At 49.3% G+C, this 16,815-nt stretch carries 14 protein-coding genes; all 14 read left to right on the forward strand.

Features of this window, described 5'->3' with window-relative positions; genetic code table 11:
- The first annotated feature begins 107 nt into the window (after positions 1–107).
- A complete protein-coding gene (locus BN6628_RS10745) occupies positions 108–1,133 on the forward strand; it encodes a methionine ABC transporter ATP-binding protein (protein ID WP_068617228.1) in 1,026 nt (341 codons plus the stop codon).
- Positions 1,117–1,785, forward strand: coding sequence for a methionine ABC transporter permease (locus BN6628_RS10750; protein WP_392397637.1), 669 nt, complete (start codon positions 1,117–1,119; stop codon positions 1,783–1,785). Before BN6628_RS10745 ends, BN6628_RS10750 begins: the two co-directional genes overlap by 17 nt.
- 48 nt (positions 1,786–1,833) lie before the next feature.
- The gene (locus BN6628_RS10755) at positions 1,834–2,727 is read left to right on the forward strand and encodes a MetQ/NlpA family ABC transporter substrate-binding protein (protein ID WP_068617230.1); all 894 of its coding nucleotides are present in this window, start codon (positions 1,834–1,836) and stop codon (positions 2,725–2,727) included.
- Between the two features lie 45 nt (positions 2,728–2,772).
- Positions 2,773–3,972, forward strand: coding sequence for a M20 family metallopeptidase (locus BN6628_RS10760; RefSeq protein ID WP_068617231.1), 1,200 nt, complete (start codon positions 2,773–2,775; stop codon positions 3,970–3,972).
- Between the two features lie 294 nt (positions 3,973–4,266).
- Positions 4,267–5,691, forward strand: coding sequence for a 3-isopropylmalate dehydratase large subunit (gene leuC / locus BN6628_RS10765; protein WP_068617233.1), 1,425 nt, complete (start codon positions 4,267–4,269; stop codon positions 5,689–5,691).
- 33 nt (positions 5,692–5,724) lie between these two features.
- Complete coding sequence (gene leuD / locus BN6628_RS10770) at positions 5,725–6,327, forward strand: 3-isopropylmalate dehydratase small subunit (RefSeq protein WP_068617234.1); 603 nt, start codon at positions 5,725–5,727, stop codon at positions 6,325–6,327.
- A gap of 314 nt (positions 6,328–6,641) precedes the next feature.
- Positions 6,642–8,168 (forward strand): N-acetylmuramoyl-L-alanine amidase family protein, encoded by a 1,527-nt coding sequence (locus BN6628_RS10775; RefSeq protein WP_068617236.1) that lies wholly within the window; start codon positions 6,642–6,644, stop codon positions 8,166–8,168.
- A 27-nt stretch (positions 8,169–8,195) separates the two neighbouring features.
- The gene (locus BN6628_RS10780) at positions 8,196–8,810 is read left to right on the forward strand and encodes a GerMN domain-containing protein (RefSeq protein WP_068617237.1); all 615 of its coding nucleotides are present in this window, start codon (positions 8,196–8,198) and stop codon (positions 8,808–8,810) included.
- 318 nt (positions 8,811–9,128) lie between these two features.
- The gene (locus BN6628_RS10785; protein WP_068617239.1) at positions 9,129–10,517 is read left to right on the forward strand and encodes an N-acetylmuramoyl-L-alanine amidase family protein; all 1,389 of its coding nucleotides are present in this window, start codon (positions 9,129–9,131) and stop codon (positions 10,515–10,517) included.
- 23 nt (positions 10,518–10,540) lie between these two features.
- A complete protein-coding gene (locus tag BN6628_RS10790; protein WP_068617241.1) occupies positions 10,541–11,206 on the forward strand; it encodes a GerMN domain-containing protein in 666 nt (221 codons plus the stop codon).
- 78 nt (positions 11,207–11,284) lie between these two features.
- On the forward strand, positions 11,285–14,029 hold the full coding sequence (locus BN6628_RS10795; RefSeq protein WP_068617242.1) for an S-layer homology domain-containing protein: 2,745 nt from the start codon (positions 11,285–11,287) through the stop codon (positions 14,027–14,029).
- 78 nt (positions 14,030–14,107) lie between these two features.
- A complete protein-coding gene (nth, locus tag BN6628_RS10800) occupies positions 14,108–14,788 on the forward strand; it encodes an endonuclease III (RefSeq protein ID WP_068617243.1) in 681 nt (226 codons plus the stop codon).
- Positions 14,789–14,813: 25 nt separating this feature from the next.
- Positions 14,814–15,095, forward strand: coding sequence for an NAD/NADP transhydrogenase alpha subunit (locus tag BN6628_RS10805; RefSeq protein ID WP_068617244.1), 282 nt, complete (start codon positions 14,814–14,816; stop codon positions 15,093–15,095).
- A gap of 166 nt (positions 15,096–15,261) precedes the next feature.
- On the forward strand, positions 15,262–16,815 hold a 1,554-nt coding region (locus BN6628_RS26300; RefSeq protein ID WP_187386128.1), incomplete at its 3' end, for a dynamin family protein.

Below are 16,815 nucleotides of genomic sequence, written 5' to 3' on the forward strand. Positions count from 1 at the left end.
ATTTTCCTATGAATTGACTTCAAGGTGAATGTGACCTAATGTGTAACTTAAATACCAAGTATATTTACCTGATTAGTTTAATTTTCATCATAAGGGGGAACGATTATTTGATCCAATTTGAAGCAGTCAGCAAGGTGTTTACGTTAAACCTTAAACCGTTTTATGCGGTTGAGAATGTATCTTTATCGGTAGGACAGGGCGAGATCTTTGGCGTTATTGGTTTTAGCGGGGCAGGGAAAAGCACTCTGCTCAGACTGGTGAATCTGCTGGAACGCCCTACAAGCGGCAGAATTATTGTACATAACCGTGACATAACAACGGTCTCGCCTAAAGAGCTGCAGGATCTGAGAAGACGGATTGGCATGGTATTTCAGACCTTTAACCTCTTCAATTCACGCACGGTCTATGGCAATCTTGCGTATCCGCTCAAGCTGGCCAAGACGCCGAAGGAGCAGGTGGACGCGAGGGTCAAAGAGCTGCTTCGTTTCGTTGGACTTGAGGACAAGTCGGAGTACTATCCCGAACAGCTGTCGGGAGGTCAGAAGCAGAGGGTAGGCATTGCCAGAGCGCTGGCTACCTCACCGGATATCCTGATCTGTGATGAGGCGACTTCAGCTCTGGACCCCGAGACAACGGGGGAGATTCTGAAGCTTCTGAAAAAAGTGAATGAAGAGTACGGCATTACGATTCTTTTGATCACCCACGAGATGAATGTCATCCGCAGCATTTGCCACAGGGTGGCGGTTATGGAGAAGGGTAGAGTCATTGAGGAAGGCCCGATCTTTGATATATTCGCCAATCCCCAACAGGCGACCACCAAGAACTTTATCCGTTCTGTAATCCAGGACCAGCTGCCATCATCTCTGCTGGAGAAAGTCAGACAGAAGCATCCGGGCAGGTTGTATCGGCTGATTTTCAAAGATGGCATTACAAGTGAGCCTGTGCTGTCCAGAATATCCCGAAAGTACGATTTGGATTTCAATATTGTGTACGGCAGCATTAATGAGCTGCAAGGGTCATTATTTGGAAGCCTCATCGTTGAGTTCATTGGCGAGGACTCTAAGATCCATCAGGTGGTAGAGGAACTAAGATCAGTTGTGGAAGCACTGGAGGTGGATGAAAGTGACAATTGATTGGGGCGCGTTTTGGCCAAAAGTGGTGGATGCTCTAGGCGAAACGGTGTTAATGGTGGCTGTCACCTTGATATTTGCTTCCATACTAGGATTGGCTTTGGGACTTCTATTGTTCCTGACCAGGAAGGGGAGTCTGTACGAGAACAGGATACTGTTTGTCCTGCTTAATTTTGTTATTAATGTGGTCCGGCCGGTGCCGTTTATTATTTTTCTGGTTGCGATAAGTCCGCTGACCCGGTTTGTAATAGGGTCAACCATTGGTACATGGGCGGCCATTTTCCCCATGACGATCATTGCCGCTTTTGCTATTGGCAGGGTGGTAGAGAACAACCTGGTCTCGATTGATCCAGGGATGATTGAAGCTGCGAAGGCACTAGGAGCCTCACCTCTTCAAATTATATTTGGGGTGCTGATCCGGGAGTCGTTAGGTCCGCTAATCCTGGGGCTCACTTTTATCTCCATTGCACTCATTGATTTCTCAGCGGTGGCCGGCATGGTAGGCGGTGGCGGCTTGGGCTCGCTGGCTATGACCTACGGATATCAGCGTTTTAATACTTCGGTTATGGTTGTCACAATCATTATCCTGATTGTTCTTGTGCAGGCCGCACAGTATGCGGGGAACTATCTGTCCCGCAAGTTCTTGCGCCGCTAAGATCGATTTAACTATTCATAGAAATGGGATTGGGGAGAGGAATTTAATATGAAGAAAAGATTTCAGTTAAGTTTGGTTGTAGTTGTGATGTTGTCTATTCTGTCCGCCTGCAGTTCGGCTAATAGTTCAAGTGCTGTTCAAGCCAAGAATACGATTCATGTCAAGATCGGAGTGTCCGGTTCGGAGGATCCATTCTGGCAGACCCTGAAGAAGAAAGCGAAGGAGAAGAACATCGAAATTGAGTTGATCTCTTTCTCGGATTATATTCTGCCCAATCAGGCCCTGGCTAATGGCGAGGTGGATCTGAACGCGTTCCAGCATCTGGCGTTCCTCAGCAAGTTTAATGCGGAGAACAACCAGGATATCGTTCCAGTTGGCGCAACGGTCATTGCTCCAATGGCCCTTTATTCCAAAAAATACGCAAATGTGCCGGAAATACCTGACGGGGCGAAAATCGCGATTCCGGATGATCCTTCCAATCAAGGGCGGGCCTTGAAAGTGCTTCAAGCTGCCGGACTGATTACCCTGCCCGAGGATGTGGGATTGTTCGTAACCCCCGAACAGATTGAGAGCAATCCGAAAAAGATTGAGATTGTTCCTGTAACTGCTCAGCAGACTCCGCGGGTACTGGATGATGTGGCAGCATCTGTAATCAACAGTGGCGTGGCTACGGACGCAGGATTGAAGCTGGATGGCGCTATTTTCCAAGACGATCCTAAGAGTGAGCAATCGAAGCCGTATATTAATGTGTTCGCGGCACAAGCGAAGGACAAAGATAACGCCACCTTCAAAACTATTGTTGATCTCTATCATGAGGCTGATGTGGAAGATGAGGTTAAGAAAGATTCTAAAGGTGCCAATGTGGTGGTGGATCTATCCGCCGTAGAACTACAGGCCACCTTAAACAAGCTGGTGGAGGACGGAAAGAGAGCTGGAAAATAACAATTTTCCGAGACTAATTCTTATAAAGATCAGGGAGGAATATACATGGGAGCGATTGTGGAGACCCTTAAGAAGAAAATTTTGCAAAATATTGATGATCACCGAGCTCTATATATTGAAACAAGCCACCAGATTCATGCTAACCCCGAGATTGGCAACCAGGAGATCTTTGCATCCAGTGCTTTAACTAACATATTGGAGAAAGCCGGCTTTGAAGTGACACGGAATGTGGCCGGTCATGAGACTGGGTTTGTGGCCCGCAGAGCCTCCTCCAAACCTGGTCCGAATATCGCTTATTTGGCTGAGTACGACGCCCTTCCGGGGCTTGGCCACGCTTGTGGGCACAATATCATCGGCACGCTGAGCACCGCTGCGGCGGTTGGACTGGCTCAAGTCATCGAAGAGACCGGCGGGGAAGTGTATGTATTCGGCACTCCGGCTGAAGAAGGTGGACCGAACGGAAGCGCCAAAGGCAGCTTTGTCAAACACGGCTTGTTCGAGGGAATCGATGCCGCGCTGATGATTCATCCTTCCGGCACAACCTCTCTGACCTCGCCAACCTTGGCAGTAGACCCTCTGGATTTTCATTTCTATGGGAAAGCGGCACATGCCTCGGGCGCACCGGAGCAGGGGGTTAATGCCCTTGATGCTGTAATTCAACTCTTTACGGGCATCAATGCTTTACGTCAGCAGCTGCCTTCTGAGGTTCGTATTCATGGCATCATTACCCATGGCGGAGATGCTCCCAATATTATCCCGGAATATGCTTCTGCCCGGTTCTTTATCCGGGCAAGCACCTGGGCGAATACGGAGGTGGTGTCTGCGAAGGTCCGCAACATTGCGGAAGCAGCGGCTTTGGCAACGGGGAGCACGGTGAAGATTGAGCGTTTTCAGAATGAGGTCAAAGATTTTATCCTTAATCGGCCGCTTGATGAGATTGTAGGCAAGGAACTTGCCGTATTGGGTGAGGAGGTTGCCCCGAAGAAGGGCTCTGGCATAGGTTCAACAGATGCGGGCAATGTGAGCCACGTGGTTCCGACGAGCCATGCTTATATCAAAATCGGACCTGAAGAACTGATCGCACACACTCCCGAATTCCGTGAGGCTGCCGCTTCAAGTCAAGGAGATGAAGCGCTCCTGATTGGAGCCAAGGCCCTTGCACTGGCAGGTTTACGGCTGATCCAGGAGGCTGATGTGCTTACGGCTGTTCAAGAGGAGTTCAGCCGGAACAAACCTCAGGGTTAAAGAAGGAAGTGACTTTGTTTTATAATTTAAGGTTAAAGAGGAAGAGACTGCTTTGGTATAGCGCCAGAGTGGTCTTTTTTTATAATAAATTCTGGTTAGGAGCCCGTAAAGGCAAGGTTCATTCGTTATAAAACTTCAAGTTATAGGTCATACCTATCAAACTCATTGTATTTATGTATTTCCGATAATACTCTATGGAGTGCTATAGTAAATGCAACGAAACGAAGAGCCGGACCTAAACACCAGGCCCTTTGTCACAAAGATCGCGACATTCGCTAATTAGAGGTGATTATGATGAGTCAGAAGAGAACTATGTATGAGAAAATTTGGGATAATCATGTTATTCATCAGGAAGAAGGAAAGCCTAGCATCCTATATATTGATCTTCATCTTGTGCATGAAGTAACTTCTCCGCAGGCCTTCGAAGGCCTGCGTCTAAGCGGACGCAAGGTACGCCGTCCAGAGCTGACGTTTGCGACGATGGATCATAACGTTCCAACCAAAGACCGTTACAATATTACTGATCCAATCTCTAAACAGCAGATCGATACTTTGTCTCAGAACTGCCGTGACTTCGGCGTAACTCTGTTTGATCTGGATACCATCGATCAAGGGGTTGTGCACGTTATGGGGCCGGAGCTTGGCCTGACCCACCCGGGCAAGACAATTGTCTGCGGTGACAGCCATACCTCCACACATGGTGCGTTTGGCGCACTCGCTTTTGGTATCGGAACAAGCGAAGTTGAGCACGTATTGGCAACCCAATGTCTGCAGCAGGCCAAGGCTAAGACACTTGAAGTGCGTTTTGTCGGCAAGCGTAATCCGGGTGTAACGGCGAAGGACCTTATTCTCGGCGTCATTGCCAAATATGGTACGGATTTTGCTACAGGTTATGTTATTGAGTACACCGGTGAAGCGATTCGCGAGCTGTCCATGGAAGAACGGATGACGGTCTGCAACATGTCGATTGAAGGCGGAGCGAGAGCGGGACTGATCGCACCGGATGAAACTACATTTGAATATCTTCGCGGACGCCAGTATGTGCCGCAAGGTGAAGCTTTTGACGAGGCGGTAGCCCGCTGGAAAGAGCTTGCTTCTGATGAGGGTGCCCAGTATGACCGCGTGGTTGAGTTCGATGTGGATTCTCTTATTCCTCAAGTAACCTGGGGAACCAGCCCAGGCATGGGAACGAACATCAGTGCGCAGGTGCCTAACCCTGCTGATTTCGCAACCGAGAATGAACGCAAAGCGGCTGAGAAGGCGCTTGAGTATATGGGACTAACCCCGGGCACGCCGATGTCTGAAATTGAAATCGATTATGTCTTCATCGGCTCCTGTACGAACGGCCGGATCGAGGATCTTCGTGCCGCAGCTGCGGTGGCCAAAGGGCATAAAGTATCTGACCGTGTAACGGCTATTGTGGTTCCAGGCTCAGGACGTGTGAAAATCCAGGCAGAGAAGGAAGGTCTGGACAAAATCTTCACTGAAGCTGGCTTTGAATGGCGTGAAGCAGGCTGCAGCATGTGTCTGGCGATGAACCCGGACGTTCTTCAGCCAGGGCAGCGCTGTGCATCGACCTCCAACCGGAACTTTGAAGGGCGCCAAGGACGCGGCGGACGTACACATCTCGTATCCCCGGCGATGGCTGCGGCCGCTGCGGTAAAAGGGCGTTTCGTGGATGTGCGCGATTGGAATTTCAAGACTGAGGTTGTCAGCTAAGACAGACAATCCAATAGAGGGGAGACAAAATTCATGGAAGCATTCACTAAATTATCCGGTATCGTTGGACCGGTGGACCGGGTCAACGTTGACACCGATGCTATTATTCCTAAACAATTTCTTAAGCGCATTGAGCGCACAGGGTTCGGACAGTTTCTATTTTTTGAATGGCGTTTTGATGAGCAGGGGAACGTGAACCCAGGATTCGAGCTTAACAAACCCCGTTACGAGGGAGCTTCTGTACTGATCTCCCGTGTGAACTTCGGCTGCGGCTCTTCCCGTGAGCATGCACCATGGGCTATCCTTGACTACGGCTTCCGCTGTGTCATCGCGCCTTCCTTCGCAGATATCTTTTATAATAACTGCTTTAAGAACGGGATTCTGCCTATTGTGCTTTCCGAAGAGCAGGTGGAGGATTTATTCCAGCGGACAGCAGCTCATGAAGGTTATAGGCTGCATGTGGATTTGGAGAACAAGACTCTTACTGACGATTACGGTCTGGTTATTAACTTTGATCTGGATGAGCACCGTCGTCAGTTCCTTCTGCAAGGACTGGATGATATCGGTCTGACCTTGAAGCACGAGGATGAAATCTCAGCCTATGAGCAAAAGAACAGCGCACGCCTGTTTGCTTAATTTACCCGGTATATAAGCAAGGTACATGATTACAAAGGCTCTGTCAGGATGATCCTGGCAGGGCCTTTTGCCGTGTCGTGGCCAAGTTTCAACAAGCTGAACGAGCTTTTGTCAAAAAATAATTTAATAGATTACAAATCTGTATCTCTAAACCCTCTATTAAATGAAATTTTTTCCTGATAAAATGGGAGTAATTCGCAACATTTAAGAGAACGTGGCGTCTTTAATGTCGTATAGTGTTAACCCTCGTTGTCCTCGCTCAGCCGGTCGGTCGTCTATGCAAACAATTTGAAAAATGGGATGGTAGGGTGATTATGAAGAAACTGGGATTTATCGCTTTTTTACTCTTTTTCTTACTGTCGCTGCCTGGGCAGGGGCACGCAGAGTCCGGTGGTACTCATATTAAGCTGGATGGAAAAGAGCTTCAGCTGGCTAAGGGCAGCCAGGTGCAGGAGATTAAGGGAAGTGTGCTGATTCCGATACGGGTAGTTGTGGAAGAACTGGGCTACACCGTAAATTGGGATAAGTCGGGCAAGGTGAATATTCAGCAGGGCACGACTAGGCTGGATCTGACCGTAAACAAGAAAACGGCCCTGGTGAATGGAACGAAGATCACCATGCCGGCAGCCCCTATCACCAAAGGGGATACTACATATGTTCCATTAAGATTTGTCTCAGAACAGACCGGTCTGAAGGTGCTGTGGGATAATAAGTCGAGAACGGTATTCCTCTCTACGTCTGAAACCCAGAGCGGCAGCGGGAGTGGAAGTGTGAACAGTGGCAGCAATTCAGGCAAGGATAGCGGGTCATCTGTTGAAGTACCTAAACCGGGCAGCAGCGGCTCCGGCTCATCCTCTGGCAGCGGTTCCACTCAAGGGAATTCGGATGGTTCATCAGGAGGGATGGACAGCTCCAATACAGGTTCGCTGGCTGCTTTAAACGGGATCAGTTACAGTGACAACCGCCTGGTGATCTCGGTTGACGGTAAGGTGAAGCCTAAGATAAGCAAGCTGACGGGTCCAGACCGGATTGTCGTGGATATCCCGAATATCAAGTTCTCTGATGCGTTTCTGCGGGATCAACCTTTGGACAGCTCTGGACAGGGAGTTATGAAACTGACCGATTACCTGGATGTGAAGCAGGTACGGTACTCGCAGTTCAGCAACAAACCACCAACAATACGTCTTGTCTTGGACCTGAGCACCAGTAAGAACTATAATTTGGTGAACGACGGGGATGGCTTGGTTATTGTGGACCTGAATTCCGATTCATCGTCGGTTCCGGTAACTCCTCCTGGTGACAATGGTAAGAAGCTAGTCGTTATTGACGCAGGTCACGGGGGCAAAGACCCGGGTGCCTCGAGCGCTTCCGGCAAAGTGGAGAAGACCTTTACCTTAGCTGTAGTGCTTAAAGTCCAGGAGCTGCTTAAAAATGTGGACGGCCTTGACTTCATGCTTACACGCAGTGACGATACTTACCCGACCCTGAGTGACCGGGTAAAGATGGCAAACAGTTTGAACGCGGATATCTTCATCTCGGTGCACGGGAACAGTGCAGGACCTTCCGTAACCGGGTCAGAGACCTACTACACCCGGACAGACAGCATTGAGCTGGCTAATGTGATGCATAAGCATCTTGTAGAGGCAGCCGGCCTCCCTGACCGTAAGGTCCGTCAGAAGAGCCTTCAGGTTACAAGAGAGACCAAGATGCCTGCGGTGCTGTTGGAGGTTGGTTATCTAAGCAATCTAAATGATGAGTCCCTTATGTATGATGACGACTTTCAAGAGCGTGTGGCGGAAGGTATCGTCGCAGGGATCAAAGAATACCTCGGATTGCAGTAAACTTCGATTCAAGAGGGGGAAGCCAGGATGAAGAGAGGGTTATGGATTGCCGGTGTGCTTCTTGTGCTGGCTGTGCTAAGCGTGGGCTGCGGACAAAAGCCTGAGACTGCCCCGTCTGCTCCACAGGGAAGCGGTGGGGACACAGCTCAGACCGGACAAGAGAATAAAGAGCCGGCTAATACAGCAAATGGGGCCGGTCAACAAGATCAGACCGAACCGCCGAAGAAGGACCCGCAGGATGATAAAAAAACGCTGTCCATCCGGACTTATTATACGGATAATGACATGATGGACTTGAAAGAGAAGCAGAGGGAAATCTCTTATAAGAATGATAAGGAGAAATACGAAGAGGCATTCAAGTCATTACAAAGTAGCGAAGACGACAAGCTGTTTGCGTTATGGCAGAAAGTGAAGCTCAAGTCTGTAGACCTGAAAAGTGGGGAATTGACCATTGATATCGAACTGCCGGGTGAGGCAAGGCTGGGGGCTGGAGGAGAGGTATTAGCGATTGATGCGCTGAAGAGAACCTTTTTCCAATTTAACGAAGTCAAAACAATAGAGCTTCTTGTTGACGGCAGCAAGGTTGATACCCTGATGGGGCACGAGGAGTTGGAACATCCTATGACCCGATCAGCAAAGTGAGGTATGTAAAGAGAGAATCCGTGTTAGCGGGTTCTCTTTTTTTGGTAATACAATCCAGTAAATACAGCGCCTTGCTGTTTCGGAGAAAGGGATGAAAGCTTTTGAAAAAGCTGCCATATCAATAAAAACCTAAATTATTTCGAGGAATTGACGATAAAGAACAAGAGGGTTCCAGCTGGAAATTTTGGCAGGAAAGTTGGCATAAATTCGCAACTTTTCATAGGGAACCGCGTCTAATAGGCGTCCAGGCTGATGTCGAAGGATTAGGTTTTATGTAGAAATCACCAGGGACAAATACATCAATGGTAGGGGTGAAGGATGAAGAAATTAGGTTTTTTTGCGGTTTTATTTTTCTTTTTATGGGCTTTTCCCGGAATAGGAAGTGCGGCTGATTCAGGTACGCATATCTATCTGGATGGGAAAGAATTGAGTCTATCCAAGAATGGACAGGTTCAAGAAATAAAAGGAAGTGTAATGATTCCGATTCGTGTCGTCATGGAGGAGCTGGGGTTTAATGTCAACTGGGAGAATAAGACTGGCACGGTAACCATACAGAAAGCGGATACTACGATCAAATTGGTTGTGGGTAAGAAAGCGGCTACAGTAAACGGGGTTCAAACTACCGTACCTGTAGCGCCTTATCTCAAAGGTGATACTACCATGGTTCCTCTTCGCTTTATCAGTGAGCAGATGGGCTTAAAGGTAACCTGGGTGAGCAAGACCAAATCCGTATATCTTATTACCCCAAGTGAAGGCAGTGGAAACAATGGGTCTGGAAACGGACAAGCTGGCGGGAACGCGTCAATTACGGGAATCAGCTTTAGCGACAATCGGCTGATTGTTGCCTTAAGTGGTAAGGTGAAACCGAGTGTGTTCAAGATGGCTGATCCTGACCGGATTGTCATTGACGTGCCAAATGCGCGTTTTGACGATACGTTTCCTGACGGCATGCTGGACAGCACTCAGAATGGGTCTATCCAAGTAGATGGGTATCCGGATGTTTCAAAAGTGCGCTATTCCTTATTTAACAATAATCCTTCGACAGTGCGCATTGTGCTTGATCTGAATAAGGCTAAAAATTATGAATTAATTAATGCGGGTGACGGTCTGCTGATCGTGGACTTAAACAAGGGGTCATCTGAGACTCCGGTAACCCCACCGGGGACGAGCGGCAAGAAGCTTGTGGTTCTGGACGCTGGACATGGCGGAACGGACCCTGGAGCAATCAGTGTGAAGAACCGGAAAGAGAAGGATTTCAATCTGGCCGTGGTGCTTAAGGTTGAGGCGCTTCTAAAGAACAACAAGAACATCGATCTGGTCTTGACGCGAAGTGGAGATACGTACCCTACGTTGTCAGACCGCGTGAAGATAGCGGAGAAGCTGAAGGCGGATATTTTCATTTCCGTCCATGCAAATTCCGGTCCGGCTGCGGCTAGTGGTGTGGAAACTTACTACACCAGAAATTCCAGTCAGGAGCTTGCCAAAGTCATGCACAAATATCTTGTTAAGTCCTCCGGGCTTACTGATCGTAAAGTAAGATACGCCAGCCTTCATGTAACACGGGAAACTACGATGCCGGCGGTTCTTCTAGAATGCGGCTTTCTCAGCAATAAGAATGATGAGGCCCTTCTCTATACAGAAGAATTCCAGAACAAGGTGGCTGAAGGCATCGTGGCAGGCATCAAAGAATATCTCAAAGTACAGTAGGTTTCCCGAAAGGAGCAAGTGACGTGAAACGGAAATTATGGATCATAACGCTGCTTGTTGTAGTTGTGGGGATCAGCGCAGGCTGTGGCCAGAAGCCTCAGTCAGCGGGTGGAGTCAACAATACACAAGGGAGCGAAGGAACGACATCAAGTGGCGACCAGACTGCGTCCAAAACGCCGAGCGAGGCAAACAATGGACAGCAGCAGGTTCAAGGAAATTCCGGTTCGAATGGAAGTGGGAACACCGGAAGCACCGGTAAGACCGGAAATACAGGGACAAATGAATCGGAGACCAAATCCGTGAAGACAACCATTGAGGCTTATTACACGGATGATCAAATGCTGGAGCTGAAGAAGGTTCAGAAGGAAATCACCTACACGGAAGCCAAGGATAAATATGAAGCTGCCGTAAAGTCTCTTCAAAGCAGCGGGGACAGCAAGCTTTTCGCACTCTGGGGAAAGGTGGAGTTCAAGTCGGTCAGCTTCAAAGACGGACAGTTGACTGTGGATATCCATCTGCCGGATGAAGCACGGCTGGGTGCAGGTGGTGAATCACTTGCCATTGACGCGCTTAAGAAAACGGCATTCCAATTTGACGAGGTAAAAAGCCTGGAACTGCTCGTGGATGGCCAACAGGCCGACACGCTGATGGGCCATGTCGAACTGACGCATCCCATGACGAGAGAATAATTAGCAAGAAAAGGAATATGACTGCTGTATGTCGAATGAGAATACAGCAGTCCATTTTTTGTTAAAGGAGAGAATGCAATGTCTTACAAAAGAAGCCGTATCCGTCAATCTAAAAAGGCGGTTTCCACCATGCTGGTTACGGCAATGTGCTTAAGCGGGGGAGCAGCCGCATTTGCGGATTCCAATACAACAACTACGGCGGCTAATACAACATCAACGTCCAGTCAAACGACAGCTGGAACAGCCTCCATTTTCAGTGATGTAGCCAGCGGCTTTTGGGCCGAGAAACATATTTATAAGCTTGCCTCTGAAGGTATTATTCTGGGGGAAAAAGGAAAGTTCCGTCCCAATGACAGCATCACACAGGAAGAAGCTATCACCCTTGCTCTGCGCTTCATGAATCTGGACAGCAAGCTTCCGGCAAAGCCAGTCGTTCCAGATAAGCTGAAAGTAGGCAAGTATTACGAACCTTACGTCGCGCTGGCGATTCAGCAGAAGCTGATTGACCAGACAGAAGAAATCGCCGCAACCGGTGCTAAAGAGTCTTGGGGCTCCAAAAAGGCTTCCCGGGAGTGGATCGCCAAAATCCTTGTGCGCTCGCTCGGCAAAGAAGCGGATGCCAAAGCAGCCGGCTCGAAATCCACAACATTTGCGGATAACGCCAAAATCTCAAATGGTGCCAGAGGTTTTGTTACCGTTGCCGTGGACCTTGGCTTAACCAAAGGGGTGGAAGGCAATAAATTCGACCCGCTAGGTCTGGTAACCCGCGCTCAAATCGCCACCTTCTTCAGCCGTGGACAAGGGTACATTAACCCGGGTTATGCCGGTGTGTATGAGGGGATTGTCTCCGAACTCACCGATTCCAAGTTGACGCTGTATATCGATGGCAAAACGCGCAGTTTTACGCTGGATAACCGGAGTGTATTCTTCACAAGCGATTCTGAAACCAAAATTGCGAAGAGTGATCTGAAGCCGTTCACGAAAGTAATGGCGATTGATAAAGTCGGCTCTGCAGCGTATGTGGAAGTCACTGATCCTAAACAGCAGGTTGAAAGTATCGAAGGTACGTTTGCGAAAGTAACCGGGGGAAATACCATTTGGGTCAGCACACCGACAGGGTATACTTCTTATGGATATGACTCGGCTACACAGTTTATTGACCAGAACGGGAAAGTGATTGCACCGACAGCCATTACAGCGGACAGCACCATCGAAATCCAGAAGGAGACGTTCAGTCCCGACAAGAAGACCGTGGTTGTTAAAGTGAAGTCGGGCCTGGTGAATAAAACTTCGTCGGGAACCATCCAATCCGTTGATCAGAATGCGAAGACGGTGACCTTAAAAGATGCTTCAGGCAGTGTGGAGCAGTATAAAGTCGATAACAACACGCTGGTTCGCTATCAAAGCCAGATTATTACGCTGGGTGAATTGAAGCCTAATGTGGCAGTAAATTACACCGTCAAGAACAGTGTGCTTACCAATCTTGAAGTAACGCAGAGTGTGGAACGTACCGTGAAAGGCATGCTGGTTGATGTCAATGCGGGAAGCAAGCTGCTGACCTTCAAAAATTCCAGCGGAGCCCTGGATGTCAAGGTCTTGGCTGATAAGCCGTCCATTCTGATCGATGGCATTACCGATGCGGGTCTGAATGATCTGATCGCCGATGTGAACGCCGGTGATCAGGTTGAGATTACGCTTGATGGCCAGGAGAAGGTTACACGCATCCAAGTGCTGGGAAGACAATCCGAGCTGCTTACGGATTCCACAGTGGTGTCTTATGACAGCAAGTATAAAGCGCTGACGGTTATTGATGGGGCGAAGAAGCTGCACGTGTACACTTTGGACGAGAAGACCAAACTGGACTATAATTCTGCATCGCCAACACTTAGCGGCATTGAGCCACTGTTGACCAAGGATCGCAAAGTCAGCATCACACATATTGGAGACCGGGCATTATCCCTCCAAATCATTTATAAATACGAAGGTACTTATGTCTCGGCTAACACTTCAGCCAAGACCGTGACGATCCAGCTCAGCGGCGGCAAGACCATGACACTGAATTATACGGGAAGCAGCCTGCCGCTTGAAATTTACGGAATCGCATCGCCGTCCCTTTCCGATATCAAGCCGGGAGATGCGGTTGTTGCCCAGCTAAGCGCGAATCAGGATGCGCTGCAGACGCTTGCCGTCAAAACTCCGGTACAATTCGAGGTTGTGTCCGTGGATACTGTGAACAGCCGGGTGAGAGCGAAATCCAAAGGCATTACCGATGAATTCTATGTGGACAAGGCTACTCTGCTGGGAGATAACGGACAGGCAATTAAGGCATCTGAACTGACCGCAGGGCAGGTTATTAATGTTACGTTCAATGGAAGAAACGTGGTATCGGTTCAAGTGGTTAAGCTGAACCTCGGCAAGGTTCTCAGCGTGGATGGCTCAACCGTGACGGTGAAGAGCTTTAATGGTGGGAACACTTCCTATCCGGTAAACGGCGGTGTCAAAGTAATCCGCAATGGCTCGGTGACTACAAACGCAAATACGCTGACCAATTCGGATCATGTTGAAATTCGCAAGGATGAGACAGGTCAAACCGTGTTTACCGTACTGAACTCCATTGTTCGTCCGTTTAGTTATTACGATGCTTCATCCAAAGTTATTACAGTAAAACACGACTTTAACGATAACAATTACCGGTTTGAAGTGAGCCTGGACACATATGTTCACCAAGGCGACACCACATTAACCGTGCAATCCCTCAAAGAAAATGATAATATTGTATTATATTTCAACAATAACAAGCTTGTTGAGATTGAAAAACAATAAGTCAGTTTCTTGAGATTGACCGTCTTGATACGGGATTCAGTCCCGTATCAAGACTTTTTTTTGCCGGGAGGAATGCACATGAACGCGGCTGCAGTCCGCCATATACTGGACAGTATCGGAGCCATGTTTCCAGATGCACACTGTGAACTTCATCACAGCAACGCCTTTGAACTTACGATAGCGGTCCTTCTGTCAGCTCAATGTACAGATGCGACCGTCAATAAAGTGACGGTGGATTTATTCCAGAAGTACCATACGCCGATGGATTATGTGTCGGTTCCGCTTGAGGAGCTGGAGCAGGATATCCGTCGGATTGGTCTGTACCGGAATAAGGCGAAGCATATTCAGAATCTCTGCCGAATTCTGATTGAACAGTATGGGGGCGAAGTTCCCTCCGAGCATGACAAGCTTGTTCAGCTGCCAGGGGTCGGGAGGAAGACGGCCAACGTCGTGGTCTCCAATGCCTTCGGTGTTCCTGCGATTGCGGTGGACACGCATGTCGAGCGCGTCAGTAAGCGGTTGGGACTGGCTGGCTGGAAGGATTCGGTCTTAGAGGTTGAGAAGAAGCTCATGAAACAGGTGCCAAGGGATGAATGGACATTGACACATCATAGATTGATTTTCTTTGGCCGGTACCACTGCAAGGCCCAGTCCCCGAAATGCCAGGTATGTCCGCTGCTTGATGTGTGCCGGGAAGGCAAAAAGCGTATGAAAACTGCGCAGCTTAGAGAAGATAGAGAGAGCAAGACCAAAAAATGATATTGATAGTAGAGGATGAGACTTCATGAGATGTATTTCCGTTTACACAGACAATTTTGAGTTATTCTCAGATATGTTTGAACAGGTGATCGAGATTAATTTGGGTGAGAATGACGAGCGTGAGCTTGAAGGAGTAACGATTAGCGATTCCGGGGAAGTGCCTGAACATTACCTGGAGCGCATGGCGAAGAAGCCTGAAGTCGTTGTAATGAAGGACAAAGACAGAGGCATTACAATCCTGCAGCACGGCAAGGTATTTGAAATTCTGATTCCTTCGGATGAGGCGGAAGCCGTAACCGCAGGTTAATAGTTTTAGATAAAAATAAAACCGGATCACTCCGGTTTTATTTTTTTTGCCCGAATAAGTTTCCCCGCAGCCGGATTGAATGCTAAAATGAACATATTTATACTGCAAACTGACACATAACACTTAACAAAACAATAGAAAAATCAAGTTCGGGAGAGAAGCAAATATGGAAACGTTCTCAGTTCATACAAAGCAGCCTTTGCAGACCATGCTGCAGAGGTTGAAAGAGCATTTAAAGCAAGCCGGAGACATGAAAGGCGCACAGGATATGGATGAGCTTGAGCAAAAGCGCCTGTCCGGCGAGATTACCATCGCATTCTGCGGGCATTTCTCGGCAGGGAAATCCAGCCTGATTAATACTTTATGCGGCAAAAGAGTGCTGCCGGCGAGTCCGCTTCCCACCAGTGCAAATGTGGTGATGATCCGCAGCGGGGCGCCGAGGGCCCTGTTAACCCCGGCCAGTGTGCCGCAGGTACAGGCTGCATCGGCCGCATCGGAAGCCATGGCAGCAGGTGAAGACAAACAAGCGCCTGAGCCGATCGAAGCCTCGCTGGATGAGCTTGAAATATACTGCCGGAACGGCCAGGACTTCTCCCGGATTTCCGTCTGGGATCATATCCCGCTGCTCGGGGATCATGGAGTGATGCTGGACACGCCTGGAGTGGACTCCAATGATGCGGGGCATGCGCTTGCCACGGAATCGGCGCTCCACCTGGCTGACGTGGTGTTCTATGTCATGGACTATAACCATGTCCAATCTGAAACGAACCTGAGCTTTGCCAAAAGCCTATCGGATTGGGGCAAGCCGCTGTATCTCGTTGTCAATCAAATTGACAAGCACCGGGAACAGGAGCTGAGCTTTGACAAGTATCGTCGTTCTGTTGAGCAGGCTTTTGACGTGTGGCAGGTGAAGCCCACAGGGATCTTCTATTTGTCCTTGAAGCAGCCGGATCATCCGCACAGCATGCTGCAAGAGTTGAAGCAAGTAATAGGCCAACTGATCACCCGCCGGGAGGAGCTGGTGAACTACAGCTTAACTTGTTCCGCATTTCATACGGCGGAAAGCCATCTGGAGCAGCTCAAAGATACCGAGGAAACAGAGCGGAATGAACTGCTCGTACAGCTTGGGGGCGAGGAAGCGGCCCAGCGGGTAGAGGACGAGATTCTTGCACTTCAACGGGAAGCGGAAGAGAACGAGATGCTGCCTTCAAGACTCCAGAGCGGCTTCGCCGCGGAGCTGGACAAGCTGCTTGGCAGCGCCCAGCTGATGACTCCGCCAATCCGGGAAGCGGCGCAGCTGTATTTGGAGAGCCGCGCTCCTGGCTTCAAGATGGGCTTTCTGTTTGCCGGAGGCAAGACAGAGGCGGAGAAGCAGCGCCGCCAGGACGAGCTGTTTCATAAACTAAAAGATCAGGTGAACGCCCAGGTGGACTGGCATGTCAGAGACTTGATTCGCAAGCTTGGCCAGGCTCATGAGCTGTGGTCGGCAGCTTGGGAGCAGCGGCTGAGTGACGAGCTTCCAAAGGCGGATATCCAGTGGATCTCCGGACCGGTCAAGGCTGGTGCGACCATCTCCGGCGAGTCGACGCTGAACTATGCCGCAGACGTGAAAGCGGCCGTCACCATGGCCTATCGCCGCGCAGCCATGAGCATCGCCGCCGAGCTGCTGGCCGAGCTGGCCCCGCAGCAGGAGGCCGTGCGGCGGAGCCTGGCTGCGCGC

The organism is Paenibacillus tuaregi, from assembly GCF_900086655.1.
Classification (GTDB): domain Bacteria; phylum Bacillota; class Bacilli; order Paenibacillales; family Paenibacillaceae; genus Fontibacillus; species Fontibacillus tuaregi.